General features: G+C 44.6%; 17 protein-coding genes. 14 read left to right on the top strand and 3 right to left on the bottom strand.

Going from position 1 to position 18,271, the window contains the following annotated elements:
• Positions 1-146 precede the first annotated feature (146 nt).
• Entirely contained in the window at positions 147-1,619 is a 1,473-nt protein-coding gene (gene rlmD, locus I6H64_RS09625; protein WP_008841945.1) for a 23S rRNA (uracil(1939)-C(5))-methyltransferase RlmD, read from the bottom strand.
• Between the two features lie 206 nt (positions 1,620-1,825).
• Between rlmD and I6H64_RS09630 the strand changes: the two genes are divergently transcribed.
• Positions 1,826-2,362, top strand: coding sequence for a MerR family transcriptional regulator (locus tag I6H64_RS09630; RefSeq protein WP_002829510.1), 537 nt, complete (start codon positions 1,826-1,828; stop codon positions 2,360-2,362).
• Positions 2,363-2,568: 206 nt separating this feature from the next.
• On the opposite strand, the gene I6H64_RS09635 is transcribed toward I6H64_RS09630, so the two are convergent.
• On the bottom strand, positions 2,569-3,129 hold the full coding sequence (locus tag I6H64_RS09635; RefSeq protein ID WP_024862848.1) for a C40 family peptidase: 561 nt from the start codon (positions 3,127-3,129) through the stop codon (positions 2,569-2,571).
• An 86-nt stretch (positions 3,130-3,215) separates the two neighbouring features.
• Here I6H64_RS09635 and I6H64_RS09640 point away from each other — a divergent pair, with 86 nt between their 5' ends.
• From I6H64_RS09640 to rihC, 3 genes are all read left to right on the top strand, one after another.
• Complete coding sequence (locus I6H64_RS09640; RefSeq protein WP_008841942.1) at positions 3,216-5,567, top strand: ATP-dependent DNA helicase; 2,352 nt, start codon at positions 3,216-3,218, stop codon at positions 5,565-5,567.
• A gap of 164 nt (positions 5,568-5,731) precedes the next feature.
• On the top strand, positions 5,732-7,003 hold the full coding sequence (locus I6H64_RS09645) for a NupC/NupG family nucleoside CNT transporter (RefSeq protein WP_002829516.1): 1,272 nt from the start codon (positions 5,732-5,734) through the stop codon (positions 7,001-7,003).
• A gap of 100 nt (positions 7,004-7,103) precedes the next feature.
• Positions 7,104-8,018 (top strand): ribonucleoside hydrolase RihC, encoded by a 915-nt coding sequence (gene rihC / locus I6H64_RS09650; protein ID WP_002829518.1) that lies wholly within the window; start codon positions 7,104-7,106, stop codon positions 8,016-8,018.
• Positions 8,019-8,124: 106 nt separating this feature from the next.
• On the opposite strand, the gene I6H64_RS09655 is transcribed toward rihC, so the two are convergent.
• A complete protein-coding gene (locus I6H64_RS09655; RefSeq protein WP_005918400.1) occupies positions 8,125-8,598 on the bottom strand; it encodes a GNAT family N-acetyltransferase in 474 nt (157 codons plus the stop codon).
• Positions 8,599-8,705: 107 nt separating this feature from the next.
• On the opposite strand from I6H64_RS09655, the gene rsmG reads away from it, so the two are divergent.
• From rsmG to I6H64_RS09705, 10 genes are all read left to right on the top strand, one after another.
• The gene (gene rsmG, locus I6H64_RS09660) at positions 8,706-9,437 is read left to right on the top strand and encodes a 16S rRNA (guanine(527)-N(7))-methyltransferase RsmG (protein WP_008841939.1); all 732 of its coding nucleotides are present in this window, start codon (positions 8,706-8,708) and stop codon (positions 9,435-9,437) included.
• Between the two features lie 9 nt (positions 9,438-9,446).
• Positions 9,447-10,298 carry a ParB/RepB/Spo0J family partition protein gene (locus tag I6H64_RS09665; RefSeq protein ID WP_005918397.1) on the top strand — a complete coding sequence of 284 codons (852 nt, stop codon included), beginning with the start codon at positions 9,447-9,449 and terminating at the stop codon, positions 10,296-10,298.
• Positions 10,299-10,311: 13 nt separating this feature from the next.
• Positions 10,312-10,512 (top strand): DUF951 domain-containing protein, encoded by a 201-nt coding sequence (locus I6H64_RS09670; protein WP_005918395.1) that lies wholly within the window; start codon positions 10,312-10,314, stop codon positions 10,510-10,512.
• A 416-nt stretch (positions 10,513-10,928) separates the two neighbouring features.
• Positions 10,929-12,035, top strand: a complete 1,107-nt coding sequence (gene ychF / locus I6H64_RS09675) for a redox-regulated ATPase YchF (protein ID WP_002829526.1) — start codon at positions 10,929-10,931, stop codon at positions 12,033-12,035.
• A 26-nt stretch (positions 12,036-12,061) separates the two neighbouring features.
• A complete protein-coding gene (locus tag I6H64_RS09680; RefSeq protein ID WP_005918393.1) occupies positions 12,062-12,760 on the top strand; it encodes a DUF1129 domain-containing protein in 699 nt (232 codons plus the stop codon).
• Between the two features lie 26 nt (positions 12,761-12,786).
• The gene (gene guaB / locus I6H64_RS09685) at positions 12,787-13,929 is read left to right on the top strand and encodes an IMP dehydrogenase (RefSeq protein ID WP_002832530.1); all 1,143 of its coding nucleotides are present in this window, start codon (positions 12,787-12,789) and stop codon (positions 13,927-13,929) included.
• A gap of 246 nt (positions 13,930-14,175) precedes the next feature.
• A complete protein-coding gene (locus I6H64_RS09690; protein ID WP_008841935.1) occupies positions 14,176-14,670 on the top strand; it encodes a methylated-DNA--[protein]-cysteine S-methyltransferase in 495 nt (164 codons plus the stop codon).
• Between the two features lie 117 nt (positions 14,671-14,787).
• Complete coding sequence (gene croR / locus I6H64_RS09695; RefSeq protein WP_002829531.1) at positions 14,788-15,477, top strand: response regulator transcription factor CroR; 690 nt, start codon at positions 14,788-14,790, stop codon at positions 15,475-15,477.
• A gap of 19 nt (positions 15,478-15,496) precedes the next feature.
• Positions 15,497-16,645, top strand: a complete 1,149-nt coding sequence (locus I6H64_RS09700; protein ID WP_008841934.1) for a sensor histidine kinase — start codon at positions 15,497-15,499, stop codon at positions 16,643-16,645.
• Between the two features lie 310 nt (positions 16,646-16,955).
• The gene (locus tag I6H64_RS09705; protein ID WP_008841933.1) at positions 16,956-18,203 is read left to right on the top strand and encodes a serine hydrolase; all 1,248 of its coding nucleotides are present in this window, start codon (positions 16,956-16,958) and stop codon (positions 18,201-18,203) included.
• Positions 18,204-18,271: the final 68 nt, after the last annotated feature.

Consider the following 18,271-nt stretch of genomic DNA (forward strand, 5'->3'; position numbering starts at 1 on the left):
TTTTTAACGTATTTATTTAGGGGAGTGGGGCAAACTGACTTTTGGCGCACGTTTTGGCTCTGTTGAAGGCCAAACACCAAAATAACTTTTTAAGGATCTTTTCATCCTGGAAAAGCAGTTTTTTGGTTTTCCCCAGCCTCATTTGATTATGCGTTACGTAGCGTTAGCTTTACAACTGCCTCTACTCGAGCAGTTTGGGGGAACATATCGATTGATTGAATATATTCCACCCGGTATTTCTTCACTAGTGGAACTAGGTCGCGTGCCAGAGTGGATGGGTTGCAGGAAACGTACGCAAAGTGTTTAGGTGCTGATTTTAAAATGGCGTCGATTAGCCGCCGGTCTAAACCAACGCGGGGTGGGTCAACAACAATTCCATCAGGTTGAAAGCCCTCCTTCAACCATTTAGGTAACAATTTTTCGGCAGAACCGACTTCATAGCGAGCGTTAGTAATGTTGTTAAGCCGGGCATTTTCGTTTGCATCAGTAATTGCGTCAGCAATCGTGTCCATTCCCCGAATTTCTTTTGCCTCGCTAGCTAGGGATAAACCGATTGTTCCCACTCCAGAATAGGCGTCCACAATTCGTGAGTTTGGAGTGATCGATAACGCTTTTCGAGCTTCATCGTATAAAGTAACGGTCTGTTGGGGATTCAACTGGAAGAATGCCCGTGCAGATAAATTGAAGGACAATCCGTCAAGTTCTTCACGAATCGTATCTTGTCCGCGAAGCTTTACGGTCTGATCACCCCAAATTAAAGATTGCCGTCCAGGATTGATGTTTTGCATGAAGGAAACAATCTCTGGAAATTGGGTACTTAACTCGTCAATGATTTCCGTTGCGTGTGATAGTTGGGGCGTATTAGTGATGAAAACAACTTGAGTTTCCTGGGTAGCTTGGGCAACCCGCACCACCAATGTTTTTAATTCACCCTCGTTATGATGTTCGTCATAAATATCAACGTCGTACTTGGTGAATAGAGCGACCGCTGCCCGAATAATTTTCATGGTTAACGGATGCTGGACGCTGCAAGTTGCGAGGTCAACGAGTTCATGGGTACCTTCCTTATAAAGTCCTGCACCAATTCGGTCGTCAGCCAGCCGCCGGATTTGGAACTGCGCTTTGTTGCGGTAGGCCACCGGGTCGTCCATCCCGATGGTGGGCCGCAGCTCGTAATCTTGATAACCCGCGGGCCGGAACTTAGTTAGCGCTTGGCGAATGACGTCGCGCTTAAATTCTAGCTGGGCAGGGTAAGCAAGGTGTTCCAGTTCGAAGCCGCCGACTTCATCGGCATAGGCGTCGATCGGCGTTACCCGGTCGGGACTCGCCTTTTTAATTTGATGTAAGACACCGGTAAGATAGCGTGGATGCACTTCAGTGATGGTGGCAAGCACCTTTTCACCAGGAAGCGCGCCCTTAATGAAGCAAATTGTCCGCTGGTAGTAACCGATTCCTTCACCGTTGATACCAAGTCGTTTAATCTTCAACGGAATTACCTGACCTTCAGCAATTTGTTGAGCACTCTTGGGATTATGGTAGTAGTGACGATTATTTTGTTTGCTATTCGTTCGGGATTGCGAACGTGATTTAGATGTTTTAAAATTTTTCTTGTTATTCATAAATTACCTCGATTATTGTGTTCACTCAATTAGTCATTCTAACATAGATTGTTGGGAAACCAGTACGGGAGTAAAATAGGTTTGTCGAATGAAGTAAGCAATAATTTTGAAGTTCACTGAAGTAACAAACCTGATTAAATCGCCTTTTTTGAACTAGAATTGTACTTCAGTTTGTAGTAAAATTAATCATTAAAGTAGGTGAAATAATGGCAAAAGATATTGAAGCAGATGAATATGCAACTGGTTCGGACGTCGTTGAAAAAATCGAACGGATCGGAAGCCTTGCCACGTTAGGTAACTGGGCAAAGGAAATGGAACGTAGCGGCCATAAATTCCAACATGATGGTCGTGGACGACGCATTTACTCTGAAGAAGACATTCAGATTTTAGAAAAGATGAACGAGCTTTTGGGTGAAAAAAACACCCTTAAACAAGCGGTTCAAGCAACTTTGGGAGTTTCATCTTCTAGCGACGAGGACGATGAAGAAGTTGAAGATGAACAGGATCAAGTTGAAGGCGATAGTGTTCCAATGGTTATGGACGAGTCGATGAAACGCTTCATCACGGCCCAAAGCCAGGACATGGCGGACCTTAAAAAACTGCTAACCAAAGTTGTTGAGCAAAACCAAAGCTATCACGAAGAAAACGCTAAGTTAGCTAAGAAAATTGATGACTTAGTAGAAAAGAACCAAAAGGCCTTAGAACAACCTAAAAAAGGTTGGTGGAAACGCCACTTTGGTTAAAATTTAAGGTGGGTTCATTATATTAAAACATGTTGAAGTTAACTCAGAAGCGGGTCATGCAAACGCGTTTTGATCGGATTCTGAACTTCAATTGATGTACTTAACGATACTGCACAAAGGGACTGGGGAACTTTTTAGGCATCTTGGCGATCAAGATGTCTATTTCCCCAGTCCCTTTAAATTACCGCGAAGGGTGCTGTAAATGTTTATTGGTTGGTTAAAACGCGCCCGTATCCGGCGATAAACGGTTGCCACCAAGGTGTGGCATAGCTTTCTCGGATCACCCCACGATTTTGGGCGTCAATCATCAAATGGTTGCCATTAACCACGATGCCTACGTGATCAATGGTTTGACCATGGTTGTAGGAAAAGAAAACTAAGTCGCCGGGACGTACCGCTGTGGCGTCAATACGCTGCGCTTGTTGGAATTGCTGTTCCGCAGTCCGGTTTAAGTTCAGCCCCAGCGCTTGGCGAAAAGCAAATTGAGTTAGCCCAGAACAATCAAAGGCGGTCGGTCCGGTTGCGCCCCACGCAAAAGGTTGTCCGAGGTGCTGATTCAAAACTGTTTCGAGTTGATTGAAAGCCGCTGGGGCAGCCGACGCAGCGGAAAATGACTGGGAGACTTTGGGCTGCGGAGTTTCTGAAATAGAGGCCGTTAATAGCGGTGAATTAGCTGGTAAACTATGTGCAGAAACTGGGGAGTGACCGAAAGAAAATGCACCCATCGTCGCAATTGCGGTAGTAAAAAGTATTGATCTGTAATTCATAAAATTCCTCCTAAGTTGGTTTCGTAGGTAAATACGTTAGCGAGGAACGAAAAATTTTTATTTGAGAAAATTAGCGGGAGAATGTAATGGTACCAACAAAAATCGGGATTCGTCAGTTAGTAGAATTTATTTTGCGAAGCGGGGACCTAAATCCCACGGCAAATAGCCAAAATACAGCGTTAAAAGGTGCGCAGATTCACCGACGGCTGCAAAAAAAGCGGGGCGCAGACTACGAAAAAGAATACGCGGTCAAACGGGTCGTTGAGGTTGCTGGGACGGAACTTACCGTCGAAGGACGGGCTGATGGAGTGGTGATTGGTGACGAACTTTTTATTGAAGAAATTAAAACTTCCGACCCAACGTACGATGAACTTAGTGAAAACACGAAGACGCTATATTGGAGCCAGGCGAAGGTTTACGGTGCCATCCTTAGTCAGGACTTAGATTATGAGCAAGTGACGATTCAGCTGACCTATTATCAGCGACCTACCGACGACGTGTTGGAACAACAACAAACGTTTAGTCGTCAGGAACTGAGTGAATTCTTTGACGAATTGATCAACGAATACCAAGAATGGGTCCGGCGGCAGCGAGATTGGCGAAGTGTGCGAAACCAGTCTGCCCAAAAACTAGCTTTCCCGTTTTCCGAATATCGGGCTGGACAACGGGAGCTGGCGGTAGCAGTCTATAAAACCATCCTCACGGAGCAACGGCTATTCGTGGAGGCACCGACCGGAACTGGTAAAACCATTTCGACGCTTTTCCCCAGCATCAAGGCAATTGGAGAAGCAAAGATGGAACGAATCTTTTACCTAACTGCTAAACAAAGCACCCAGCACGTTGCTGAAGAGGCCCTTGAACTGATGGCTGAAGGTGGCTTGAAGTTAAAGAGTATTACGTTAACGGCTAAAGATAAGATTATTTTTCCAGAAGAGGTGGGGGTTAATCCGGAAAATAATCCCTACATGCTGGGGTACTATGATCGCGTAAAGGATGGGATTCAAGACGTACTAGATCACGAAAATCAATTAACCAAGGAAGTTATTCAAAAGTATGCAAAGAAGCATACGTTGGACCCGTTTGAATTCTCGCTAGATTTGTCGCTTTTTTGTGATCTGATTATTGGAGATTACAACTACCTGTTTGATCCTCGGGTATATTTGCAACGTTACTTCTCTAACGTGGATAAGGGGAATTTCTTTTTAATCGACGAAGCGCACAACTTGGTATCCCGTTCGCGCGAGATGTATTCGGCAGAAATTAACACCGACCAAGTGGTGAAAGCCCAAGAGCTTTTTGAAACTAGTGGTCACGACGTTGACTCTTCGACGGTTAAGCGCTGGTTAAACCGGCTCGGCAACGAACTAACAATCATTCAAAATACATTTGAAAAGGAAAATAAAGAAGCCTTAGTCGACTACCAACCGTTAGGACCGTTGGAAAACGTAATGCTGAAGTTCAACGAAGCGGTGCGGGAATGGTTGCCTAAGCAGCCGGATGGGGACTTAACGGACCAGATTTTGTCGGTATTCTTCGCGTGCAGCGTCTATTTGAAGGTTGCGGAATATTATGACGAAAGTTACCGAATCATCATTAAAAAAACGGAAGTCGGAATTAACGTACAGGAACAAATCCTGGATCCCAGTCCGTACCTTGATGCTTCACTCAAAAAGGGACGCGGGGCGGTCTTTTTTTCGGCTACCTTAAGTCCGGTTGATTACTACCAGGAAACCTTGGGAAGCAGCGATGCTTTATCCTTGCGGATGGACTCGCCGTTTGAGCAACGACAGCAAAATATCTTGATTACCGATTACATTGACACCCGGTTTGCCAACCGCGAGGAAAGTCTGCCACAAATTGTTGCTTCAATTGATACGTTAGTAAGCGCTAAAGCGGGAAATTACCTGATTTTTTGCCCGTCGTACGCGTATTTAGACCAGATTGCCAGTGCCTTTCGCGTACTTCGCCCGGAAGTGCAGGTTGAACAGCAAAATAACCAAATGTCCCCAGAAGACCGAACGGCATTTCTGGATAAATTTCGGACCCCGTCGGCAACAACCTTGGTAGGCTTTGCTGTATTAGGCGGAATCTTTTCGGAAGGAATTGATTTAACTGACGAACAATTGATCGGGGTTGGAATTGTCAGTGTAGGGTTGCCTGGACTAAGCGTGGAACGGAATTTATTGCGGGATTATTTCGACGAAAAAAACGGCCACGGATTCGAATACGCCTATCAGTTGCCGGGAATGAATCATGTTTTGCAGGCGGCGGGGCGGTTAATCCGGACAAAACGTGATCGGGGAAACGTGGTACTCATGGATCAACGTTTTGCGGGTTATCGGTACTTAAAGCTATTTCCGAAACATTGGAGCAATTATCGCCAAATCAGTTCGATTTTTGACCTAAAGAAAGCGGTTAATGGCTTTTGGCAGCGTTAGGTAAAACGATTTACCACAAATTGGAACGGACCACAATAGCAATTGATTGGATTTTGAAAATCTTTTCAAAATCTTTAGATTTTTTATTTACATACTAAATATTTGCCGTTATGATTATTACAACATCTGTTAATAAATTGGATTGTAAGAGGGAGATATTCGGTATGTATTTAGCAGTAAATGTGATTGGAATAATCGTATTTTTGGGCGTTGCCGTCCTATTTTCTAAAGACCGCAAGCATATTGATTGGAAATCAGTCGGTATCATGGTGGTAATTAACATTGTGTTAGCTTGGTTCTTAGTTAACTCTACCGTTGGGATTAACGCAGTTAAGGCTGCCGCGGATGGATTTAAAGGTTTAGTTGATATTTCGTATAAAGGAATTTCCTTTGCACTTGCTGATTGGGTCGACGTAAAGCAAATGAACTTTGTAACGAGTGCGTTGCTACCAATCTTGATGATTGTGCCATTATTTGATATTTTGACCTACATCGGCGTTCTCCCTTGGATTATTAAGTGGGTTGGTAAGGGATTATCCTTCATTACTCGCCAACCAAAGTTTGAATCATTCTTTGCCGTAGAAATGATGTTCTTAGGTAATACGGAAGCTTTGGCGGTTTCTGGTTTACAATTACGGCAAATGAAGTCGGCGCGGTTAGTTACGATCGCAATGATGTCGATGAGCTGTGTTACGGCTTCAATTTTAGGTTCGTACCTATTAATGATGCCTGGTCAATACATAATTGCCGCGGTGCCAATTAACATTATCAACGCAATTATCGTCACCACGGTGCTCAATCCAGTTTCAGTAACGGAAGAAGAAGATACAATTGCTAAGATCGGTAGCAGTGCCGATACTGGAGCAACTACGGAAACCATCGAATCAGGTTCAGAAGAAGTTGCGGAAGAAACCGTTGCTAAGAAGCCTGCTCGGGAACCATTCTTCTCGTTCTTAGGTGATTCAATCTTAGGCGCGGGCCGTTTAATCTTAATCATTACGGCTAACGTAATTGCCTTCGTTGCTTTGGCAGCGTTGATTGATGCTTTATTAGGCAAGATTAACCCAGCACTTTCACTAGAAAACATTCTCGGGGTAATTATGTTCCCATTTGCTTGGCTACTTGGTTTCGATCCGAGTCACGCTTTCCAAATGGCTCAATACATGGGTACTAAGTTAGTTACTAACGAGTTCGTGGTTATGGGTAAGGTTTCACCAATTTTGAAACACTTCACACCACATTTCTTGGCAACCCTCACCGTTTTCTTAACTTCGTTTGCAAACTTCTCAACTACCGGAATGATTATCGGAGCGTTCAAGGGCTTAGTTGACCGGGAAAAGAACGATGTAATTTCTAAAAACGTTGGTTACATGTTGCTTTCTGGAATTTTAGTTTCCTTACTATCTGCTGGATTCATCGGCGTATTCGTTTGGTAAACTAGTTCAAAACTAAAAAAAGAAAAAAGATGGACTCGGAGTTCATCTTTTTTTAGAATGGTAATGAGGACGCTTTCATAAAACCTTGGGAGGTAATTAAATGACAACAAAAATTATTATGGATACTGATCCAGGAATTGATGACGCAGCCGCAATTTCGGTTGCCATCAACAATCCTGAAATTGAATTAGAATTAATCACGACGGTTGCGGGAAACGTAACGGTTGATAAAACTACAAAAAATGCTTTAAAACTAGTTAAGTTCTTTAATGCGGACGTACCGGTGGCTAGTGGTGCTGAACAACCGCTTTTAAAGCCGTTTGAAGATGCGGCTCGGGTGCACGGTGAATCTGGGATGCCGGGCTACGACTTTGGTGAAGAACCCGCAGAGGTACCGGCTAACAACGCAGTAGAAGTTCTTTACCAAACCATTATGGCTAACGATGACCCAATCACTTTAGTGCCGACTGGTTCATACACTAACATTGCCTTATTATTGAAGGAACATCCCGACGTTAAGGGCAAAATCAAGAAAATCGTCGCAATGGGCGGCGCAATCGGAATGGGCAACATGACCAGTGCGGCTGAATTTAACGTCTTTACGGATCCGCACGCGGCTGAAATTGTTTACCAAAGTGGAATTCCAGTAGTGATGGTCGGCCTGGACGTTACCATGAAGGCTTTGCTTACGCCAGAAACCATCGCTACCATCAAAACTTTAGGCAAGCCAGGGGAAATGTTGGGAGCAATTTTCACCCACTATTACGAAGGTAACGAAGGTGGAATTCCGATGCACGACGTAAATACGTTAGCGTATATTTTGAATCCCGAGATGTATCAAACGGAAGCGTACTGGGTTGACGTGGTTACCGAAGGACCCGCGATTGGTGAAACGGTTGCCGATATCCGCGGTGCTTACCACGACGGCAAAACTAACGCAGAGGTATGTGTAGACATCGATGCAGCTGCTTTCAATAAGTGGTTTATTGCGGAAGTTAAAAAGATGCGTGCCTAAATTTATGCCAAGGCGTGAGGAAAGCCGTACGTTACTAACTAATTAATTAAGCAAGCCCCAGCTACGTGTGCAATGTAGTTGCGGGCTTTTTGTGTTAAAAAGCTCCTTAATCGGAAAGTAAGTCTCGCTCAAGGACGATTGCGTCGCGAAGGCGGAGGTTATTTTCGTAAATTGGCTCAGGATAGTAAGCTGAGTTAACAAAATGGTTGGTCAACACTTTGACACAACGGAAACCTAATTTTTGGTAAAGGTATAGCTGTGTAAAACTAGTTGAACCAGTCATGATGCGCAATTTCTGGATTCCCGTCTTAGGGGCGTGCTCAATCACGAATTCCAGTAATCGGCTAGCAAAATGTTGTCGCTGAAATTTAGGCGTGATGGCCAGATTCATAATTTCAGCAGTTTGGTTAGTGAGCGGGCGTACCACAACGAGGCCAATTAAACGTTGAACTGCGACCATTTCAAAAGCGGTACTACGAGATAGGTAGCTGGCGATGCTTTTCAGGGAGGGGTCGGCCAAAAGTAACAGATCGTAGTGTTGTGGGGTAAACGCGCTTACCGGGCGGATGGTTGGTTGCATATAATCCTTCCTTTCAAGTATAAATTGACTTATTGCCAAAACTGGGGGAATTGGGTAAAGTGGAGTTAGGAATATGAAACAATTAATGTTTCACAAGGAGAGAAAAGATGAATCCAGAAAAATTTCGTCAAGCACTTGCCGAACGAGGGTGGACAGTGAGTGACCACCAAATGCGGCAATTTGATACCTATTATAAACGATTAGTGGAAACAAACGAACACGTTAATTTAACCGCAATTACGGACGAAAAGGAGGTTTACCTCAAGCATTTTTACGACTCGGTAACTCCGCTATTAGAGGCGCCACAATTTTTTACTCCGGGAATCGCGTTATGCGACGTGGGCGCAGGGGCAGGTTTCCCATCGTTGCCAATGAAAATTTTGTTGCCCGAATTGAAAGTTACCATCGTCGATTCATTAAATAAACGAATTAAATTTTTACAGGCGTTGGTAGATGAACTAGGTTTAACTGATGTGGAATTGGTTCATGACCGAGCTGAAACGTTTGGTGCTAAAAAATCGGCGTACCGGGCTAGTTTTGCACTAGTTACCGCCCGGGCAGTGGCGCGGTTGAGTGTCTTAAGCGAATTATGTTTGCCGTTAGTTAAGCAAGGCGGCCACTTTATCGCGCTCAAGGCGGCCCACACTGAACAGGAGCTGGCAACCGGACGGCAAGCAATCGCGGTTTTAGGCGGGAAATTATTAGAAGATCGGCAATTTGCTTTGCCGGTGACCGGCTACGAACGGCATTTAGTGGTAATTGAAAAGAAAAAGGAGACGCCCAACAAGTATCCGCGGAAACCGGGAACTCCAAGTAAAGATCCAATTGGCGAGAAATAGAAGGTTATCATGAATGAGAAACAATTAGAAATACAATTGAACGTTCCAGAAAATGCTAGTTACCAGATGGTGGAAGTGGATAAGATTCGTCCCAATCCCTTCCAGCCACGGCGGATTTTTGATAAGAAAAAATTAGCGGAGTTGGCAGATTCCATTAGGGAGTCGGGGATTTTCCAACCGTTAGTTTTACGCCAACCAATTGCAGCGATTGAGCGTTACGAAATTATCGCGGGTGAACGGCGCTACCGGGCGAGCATCATTGCGGGATTAACAAAAGTTCCGGCAATTATCCGTGATTTTTCGGATGAGACCACTCGCGAAGCTGCGATCGTTGAAAATTTGCAACGCGAGGATTTAAGCCCCTTAGAAGAGGCCGAAGCGTATCAAGCAATGATTAAGGAACTGGGATTGACGCAGGCTCAAGTTTCCGAGCGTTTAGGCAAAAGTCGGCCTTACATTGCCAATTACTTACGGTTGCTCGGTTTGCCAACTTCCGTGAAGGAGCTTTTACAATCGGGAAAAATTTCAATGGGGCAGGCGCGAACCTTATTAGCAGTTAAACAAGAACGGCAACTAGAAAAACTCGCCCAACGTACGGTGCAAGAAGGGCTGACGGTGCGGCAGCTGGAAAGCATTGTCAACCAGATCAACGCAACAAAAGCGCCTAAGGCAGAATCTAAAACGGCGCAACAACGCAAGTCTCCGTTCATTAGGGAGATTGAAAACCAGTTGGCCGAACGTTTAGGAACGAAAACGTTGGTAGTGGCCCATTCAAAACAAAAGGGCAAAATTGAAATTAATTACGAATCAATGAATGATTTAAACCGTATTTTGGAACTATTACATATTTCACTAGATTAGGGAGGAAGTTATCATGGAATACGATTTGCACAACGTTGTCCAAATGAAGAAAAAACATGCTTGTGGCACAAACCGGTGGGAAATCATTCGTTTAGGAATGGACATTAAGATGAAATGTTTAGGTTGTCGGCACATCGTGATGCTTAAACGGCGGGAATTTGAACAGAAGTTGAAAAAAGTAATTGCCGAAATGCCAGACGAAGACGAACGTTAATGTTGCAAAATTCGTCAGCAGGCACTTATTTTGCGTCAGAAACGGACAGAACACATTATCAGCCGCTTTCAATTAAGTTTGGAAGGGTAAAGGATGAGATGTGTTCTTTTTTGTAAGCTAAATTACTTTTAGCGAGGTTGGCTTGGGAAATTTAGAATTTTTTATGCCTGAGCTAGCACTAGCAAGCTAATTTGCCGGCTTTACTAAACGCGTAAGCCGGTGCCAGTCGTTTAAAATAACGGGAGGGTTCCCGAGCGTAAATTTCCGCAGTTCGGCGAAGCGAACGCAGGCATAAAACAAAGAAAAAAACATTTGTGGGATTGCCGTTTTAATCTAGTCACCACCTATTATCTAGACCACTTTTTTGATACCATAGAAACAAGAACACGCAATTTTGAAAGGAAAGTGTAATTAACATGTCATTAACAGCTGGTATTGTGGGCTTGCCCAACGTCGGCAAGTCGACCTTATTTAACGCAATTACGAAGGCGGGCGCCGAAATGGCGAACTATCCGTTTGCGACAATTGACCCTAACGTGGGGATGGTAGAGGTTCCCGATGCGCGGTTAGCACGGATTCAAGAAATCATTCCGGCAAAGAAAATTGTGCACACCACCTTTGAATTTACCGACATTGCGGGAATTGTTAAGGGAGCAAGTAAGGGAGAAGGTCTTGGAAACAAGTTCCTAGAAAACATTCGGCAAGTGGATGCGATTGTTCACGTTGTTCGTGCTTTTGATGACGACAACATTACGACGGTATCTGGTAAAGTCGACCCCATCGAAGATATTGAAACTATCAATATGGAATTGAGTTTGGCAGACTTAGAAAGTGTTGAAAAACGGTTAGCTAAGGTGCAACGGGCAGCTAAAGGCCGTGACAAGGATGCTTTGGCAGAATTGGCGGTGCTCGAAAAATTGCATCCGGTTCTTGAAGCCGGCAAACCAGCTCGGGCAGTGGAATTCGACGAAGCTGAAATGCCAATTGTGAAGGGCTTGTTCTTGTTGACCACTAAGCCAGTCCTTTACGTGGCTAACATTGCCGAAGATGACATGGCCGATCCAGAAAGTTCCAAGTACTTTAAAGAAATTAAGGATTACGTTGCCGAAGTGGATCCCGATGCCCAAGTTCTAGGAATTTCTGCCGAAACGGAGCAAGAAATTGCGGAACTTGAAGACGACGAAAAGGCTGAATTCCTTGAAGCAGAAGGTATTGAAGAACCTGGCTTGAACCGCTTGATTCAAGCTTCTTACAACTTACTAGGCTTGCAAACCTTCTTTACGGCAGGTGGTAAGGAAACCCGTGCTTGGACGTTCAAGAAGGGCATGACGGCACCGCAAACTGCGGGAATTATCCACTCGGACTTTGAACGCGGCTTTATCCGTGCGGAAACCGTTTCGTTTGACGACTTGGATAAGTATGGCAGCATGCAAGCAGTTCGGGAAGCGGGACGCTTGCGTCTAGAAGGTAAGGATTACCACGTTCAAGATGGCGACATTATCGAATTCCGCTTCAACGTATAAAATTACTGGATGAGGAGCAATTAAACATGAGTGAAGAACCACGTAACGCAGGTGCACAACAGCGGCATCCGCATTCTGAACATCAACAATCGACGGAATTAACTAAACGTAACGCCGATTTTATGCACCGTTTGCGTAAGGAATTACAGGCAAGCAAATTAAGTGACGAACAACGCCAAGCTGCGTTAATCGACACGGAAACCCAATTGTTAGAAGGACAAAAAAAGGGAACGACCGCAAAACAATTGTTTGGGACCCCAACTGACCGGTTTAAAGCAATTGTGGAAGGTCCTAAAAAGGCTAAAATGGAAGCACAAAGCAATAACATCTGGCTTCGCGCCGCTGATAACGGCCTTATCTTCATGGCCCTTTTTGCGGCAATGTACGCGTTAATGATGTTGATCCAACCGAAGTCGGTGCAGGCAGCTCCTGGACCAGCTGGAATTTTGGCAATTATCTTAACTTCGGCAGTCGGCGGATTGGGGATTGCCTATATTTATCGGTTGTTTGTTAACCGTAAAAAACGGCCTTCTTTGTGGAAGCAAGCCGGAATTACCGTATTGGCGGTAATTTTGTGGATTATTTTCTACACGGCCTTTGGAGCACTGCCACCAGCAATTAATCCGATGCTGCCGTTGGCTGGTTACATCATATTAGCAGTTGCAGCCTTCGCTGGTCGGTGGTATCTTAGACGAAAGTTTCACATTGTTGGCGGTTTACTATAAGTTTGGATAAATAAAGGAGAGTATTGATGAGTAATTGGAATAATAAGTTTACGAAACAAGGATTAACGTTTGACGATGTTTTATTAATTCCTGGCGAAAGCCACGTGTTGCCCAACGAGGCGGACATTACGACGCAGTTAGCAGATAATTTAAAGCTTAATATTCCAATTATTAGTGCGGGGATGGATACGGTCACCGAATCGGCGATGGGCATTGCCATGGCTCGTCAAGGTGGCTTAGGGGTCATCCATAAAAATATGAGTGCGGATCAACAAGCCGCTGAAGTACGAAAAGTTAAGGCAGCGGACGTTGATTTTGACGATAATCCTAAAGCAGCAGTTGATGACCAGGACCGGTTGTTAATTGCTGCCGCTGTCGGCGTTACTAGCGACACGTTTGAACGTGCGGAAGCGTTGATTGAAGCGGGCGTTGACGCCATCGTAATTGACACGGCTCACGGTCATTCAGCCGGAGTTTTACGTAAAATTGCGGAAATTCGTGAACACTTCCCTGACCAAACTTTAATCGCGGGTAACGTGGCTACTGCAGAAGGCACCCGGGCACTTTTTGAAGCGGGCGTCGACGTAGTCAAAGTAGGAATCGGACCTGGTTCAATTTGTACCACCCGCGTGGTAGCTGGCGTCGGGGTCCCCCAAATCACGGCGATTTACGACGCGGCAGGCGTTGCTCGTGAATACGGCAAGCAAATCATCGCGGATGGTGGAATTAAGTTTTCTGGGGACATTGTGAAGGCCTTGGTTGCTGGTGGAAATGCCGTAATGTTAGGTAGCATGCTTTCCGGAACTGACGAAACGCCCGGTTCCATCATCGAAGACGGTGGGAAGAAATACAAAGCATACCGGGGAATGGGCTCGGTTGGCGCAATGGAAAAAGGCTCTGCCGACCGTTATTTCCAAGGCGGCGTTAACGAAGCTAACAAACTGGTTCCAGAAGGAATTGAAGCTCGCGTAGAATATAAAGGCTCGGTTGCCGCAATCATTTTCCAAATGTTAGGCGGGTTACGTTCCGGAATGGGATACGTAGGGGCTGCCACTATCCCCGATTTAGCTGAGAAAGCACAATTCATCCAAATTACTAATGCTGGGTTGGTCGAATCGCACCCGCACGACGTACAAATGACTAAGTTAGCTCCTAATTACCATAAATAAAAACTGAACATTCTTCAGAAGTCGGGGAAAACTCCTTTTCAAGAATAAAATTTTTTGGAAAATCATTTTGGCGTGTTGATTTTAAGAAAGCCAAAAGTCGGTTTGCCCCGCTTGACCTAAAATCGATCATTATGCCAAATTCAAATTTAGGCATAATGGTCGATTTTTAGTTAATACGCATCAATTACCCGACTTCTAGCACACGCTCTTTTTATCCACTCAAACCTTAATTTCTAGGAGGAAAATATGGAAATTTACTACACATCGCTAACCAACGGGACCGCTCGTTACTATCTTGGCTCTACGACAGCGGGATTGGCTTTTGTGGGAACGCCGAATGCTGAGTTGACTGAAATTTACCAATTTTATCCAACCGCTACGTTAATCCAGGATGAGTCAGCTAACTTGCCGGCCAAGCAGCAACTTGCGGAATATTTACAAGGGACGCGGCGCCAGTTTGACTTGTCCTTGGATATGGAAAATGGGACAGATTTGCAACGTTCAGTCTGGCAAGCATTGTTAAAGATTCCGCGGGGAACCACGCTTAGTTATTCTGAACTAGCCCAACAAATTAACCGCTCCGGGGCCGTTCGTGCCGTGGCAACGGCGGTAGCGCGCAACCCGCTTTTAATCGTGGTTCCGTGCCACCGGGTGACTTTAAAAAGCGGTCAGCTTGGTCAGTATCGGGGAGGCTCCCCAATGAAGCACCAGTTGCTTAAATTAGAAGGCGCTTGCTTATAAGGCCAGTATTTTGCCGTTTTTTTAAGGATTACTAAAAAAACGTGCTTAAATTCGGGCATTTATCTTTAAATTTGCTAGACTATAGTAAATGAGCGTAAATTTTAAAGGGGATAAACCATGAAAATTTTAGTAGTCGATGATGATAAGGAAATTGTTGAATTATTAGATATTTACATTAAAAACGAAGGTTACGAACCCGTATCAGCTTACAATGGTAAAGAAGCGTTAACCAAGTTGCATACTGATCCGGACATCAAGCTAATGATTTTAGACATCATGATGCCAGAGATGGATGGGATGCAGGTTGTGCGGGAAGTTCGCAAAGATTCGGAATTGCCAATTTTGATGTTGTCAGCTAAAACTGACGATATGGATAAAATTAAGGGCTTGCTGACCGGAGCGGACGATTACGTTACCAAGCCGTTCAATCCGTTGGAAATTATGGCTCGGGTCAAATCACTATTACGACGGAGTGAAAAGGACGTTACCGATGACGCTCCCGAAATTTTGGACATTGGTCCGTTGACGATTAATAGTGATTCTCACGAAGTTAAGACTTTGGCGGGCAAAGCGGTCCAGTTGACGGCGCTTGAATTTGGAATTTTATACTTGCTAGCTAGTCACCCGAACCGCGTTTTCTCTGCGGACGAAATTTTTGAACGAGTTTGGCAACAAGAAAGCGTCATTTCCGCGAAGACGGTCATGGTTCACGTAAGTCATTTACGAGATAAGATTGAAGAAGCAACGGGCGGCGAAAAAGTAATCGAAACCGTCTGGGGCGTTGGTTATAAAGTGGTGGCACACTAGATTTTTGGGGAGCAAGTGAATGAAGTTAACGGGTCGTGAAAAATACGAATTATTTGGCGAAGGGATCATTACCATTATCCTTTTGCTGTTATTAAATTTATCAGTTTTTATTTTGATTGATGGCGCGTTAAAAACAAACCCTGCATTGTCAAATGCGATTTTCCTAGTTAAAAATTCCATCCGCATTGGTGGAATCCAAATTTGGAGCTACCAAAATATTTTTATTGCCATAATGTTTTTAGCTGATCTAGGCGTGCTGTATTGGCGACTAGAACGACGTTACAAACAAATGCAATTGCGGCATATTATTGCAGAATTGCATTACATTGCTAACGGACACTTTGACCACCGGATTCCGTTTGAATTGAGCGGAGATCACCAACAGGTGGTGGACAGTGTGAATTCGCTAGTTGACAGCGTAATCAGTTCGATGGAAGAAGAACGGGCTCTTAAGCAGTCTAAGGATGACCTGATTACCAACGTGTCCCACGATTTACGGACGCCGCTGACGTCAATTATCGGCTATCTGCGTTTAATTGAAGATCATCAGTATCAAAGTACCGATGATATCCTTAAGTACACGCACACGGCGTATTTAAAGTCGGTCCAGATGAAATCGCTTGTGGAAGATCTGTTTGAATATACGAAGGTTAGTCAATCAAATCCGAAGTTAAATTACAATAAGATTCACGTTGACTCCATGTTGCAACAGCTGGCGGCCAGTTTTGAGCTGGAAGCTAAGCAAAAGGGGTTTGTAATTACTTCGACGTGCGTTCCCGAGGATTTGGAAATGATGGGGGATGCTGAAAAGATTGGCCGAGTGTTCAATAATTTGATTACTAACGCGTTGAAATATGGCGCTGGCGGCAAGCACATTTACCTAAACGCGCACCAAATTAACGATACGGTTATTTTTGAGGTGGCAAATGACGGACAGAAGGTTCCTGCCCAAGCGTTAGGTAAGCTCTTTGACCGTTTCTACCGGGTGGAAGAATCGCGTTCCAAAGCAACCGGCGGGACTGGACTAGGGTTGGCAATTGCGCAAAGCATTGTCGAGATGCATAATGGAACCATCGAGGCCCATTCAAATGATAAACGCACTAGTTTTATCATCCAGTTGCCGTTAAAGCAACCGGTGCGGGGGGCACAGCCAACTAGTAAATATTAAAAAATAAAAATAGCGAAGACGCTAGTGGTCAATCGGGCTAATTAACGTAAGTGGAATGGTGGAGGCCGTTCGATTAATGGAGTGTGAAACCAAAGCTGGGTAGTTTGCGGGCATTAATTGAGTCCCCCATTAATCGCGGGCTAGGCGATTGGTGGGGGATTTGGTTAAGTGCAACAAACTGACTTTTGAAGCACATTTTGGCTCTGTTAGACAACGATCTCCAATTTTTCAGCCATTCGATTGGTGGTTAAGTTAGTGAAAAATGGGCCAGCTAGCGTTTTTAATTACATAGGTATTAAAGGGAGTAGAAATGAAAAAAGTATTATTAGTGATCGCTACGCTGCTATTATTTACCACTGGAGTCACTCCGGCCGCGGCAGCTACGCAAACGTCGTCGTTGGTGAATCCAGAGATAACGGCAAAGTCTGCGCTAGCGATCGATTCGGAAACGGGCCAAGTTTTGTACGAGAAGCACGCTGATCAAGTCTTACCAATTGCTTCAATGTCGAAAGTATTGTCGGCCTACTTAATTATGAAAAGCGTACAAAGTGGTAAAATGCGGTGGGACCAACCGGTAAAAATTAACGCTGATATCGCTAAAATTAGTGAAAATAGCGAATTGACCAACGTTCCTTTGACGGCGGGAAAGTCGTACACCGTCAAAAATCTGCTGGATGCGTCGTTAATTTATTCCGCTAACGCAGCAATCATCGCGTTGGGAAAGGCGCAAGCGGGCAGTTCGCGTAAGTTTGTCGACGAAATGCGTGCCACCGTTCGAAGCTGGGGAATTAAGGATGCTAAATTATATAATGCAGCTGGTTTACTAGAAAATCAGGTTGGTGCTGAAAAATACCCTAACTCACCTAAAAATGCTGAAAATCAAATGTCGGCAAATGATATGGCAGTGGTAATCCAACACGTCTTAAAAGAATTCCCAGAAATTCTGCAGATTACCAAAATTCAAAAGTTAGACTTTGACACCGGCAGTGGTAGGGTCACAATGATTAACCATAATGAATTACTACCTGGCGGAGCGCAGTATGACAACCGGTATCAACTTGACGGGTTGAAAACGGGAACCTCGCTAGCGGCGGGAGAAGACTTCGCAGCAACCGGAAAAGTCAACCAGCGCCGGATAATTAGTGTGGTTTTAGGAGCGAAAACGGACCATCGTTTTACCGATACGAAGGCAATTTGGCAAGCTTTGATGACTAATTTGACGGTGGTAAAAACGAACCTGAAAAATCAAGCTTCCGTAGTGATGGATTCGGCTAAGCAGCGGCAGGTTAAGTTACGGTTGGCACAACCGTTGGCGTATTGGAAAGCTAAAAAGGGCGGCCAAATGCCGAAACTCGACCAGGTTAAGCTAAAGTCCACAAAAACTAAAGCTCCCGTAGATAAGAATCAGGTGATTGCAACGGGACGGCTTACTGGCGCTTCGTTAAGTTTTCTACCAAATAAATCTGCGCGTAAGGTACAATTAAAACCGGTACACGACGTGCAAAAGGCAAGTTGGTGGGTCCGGTTAGGTCGCACAATTTCCGGATGGTTTCACTAGGAAATTTGAAAAGATAATGACTCATTTTTGAAATATTAAGGCGAGAAATCAAGTGAATCGTGCTCACC

It is taken from the genome of Pediococcus acidilactici, assembly GCF_016127815.1.
Taxonomy (GTDB): domain Bacteria; phylum Bacillota; class Bacilli; order Lactobacillales; family Lactobacillaceae; genus Pediococcus; species Pediococcus acidilactici.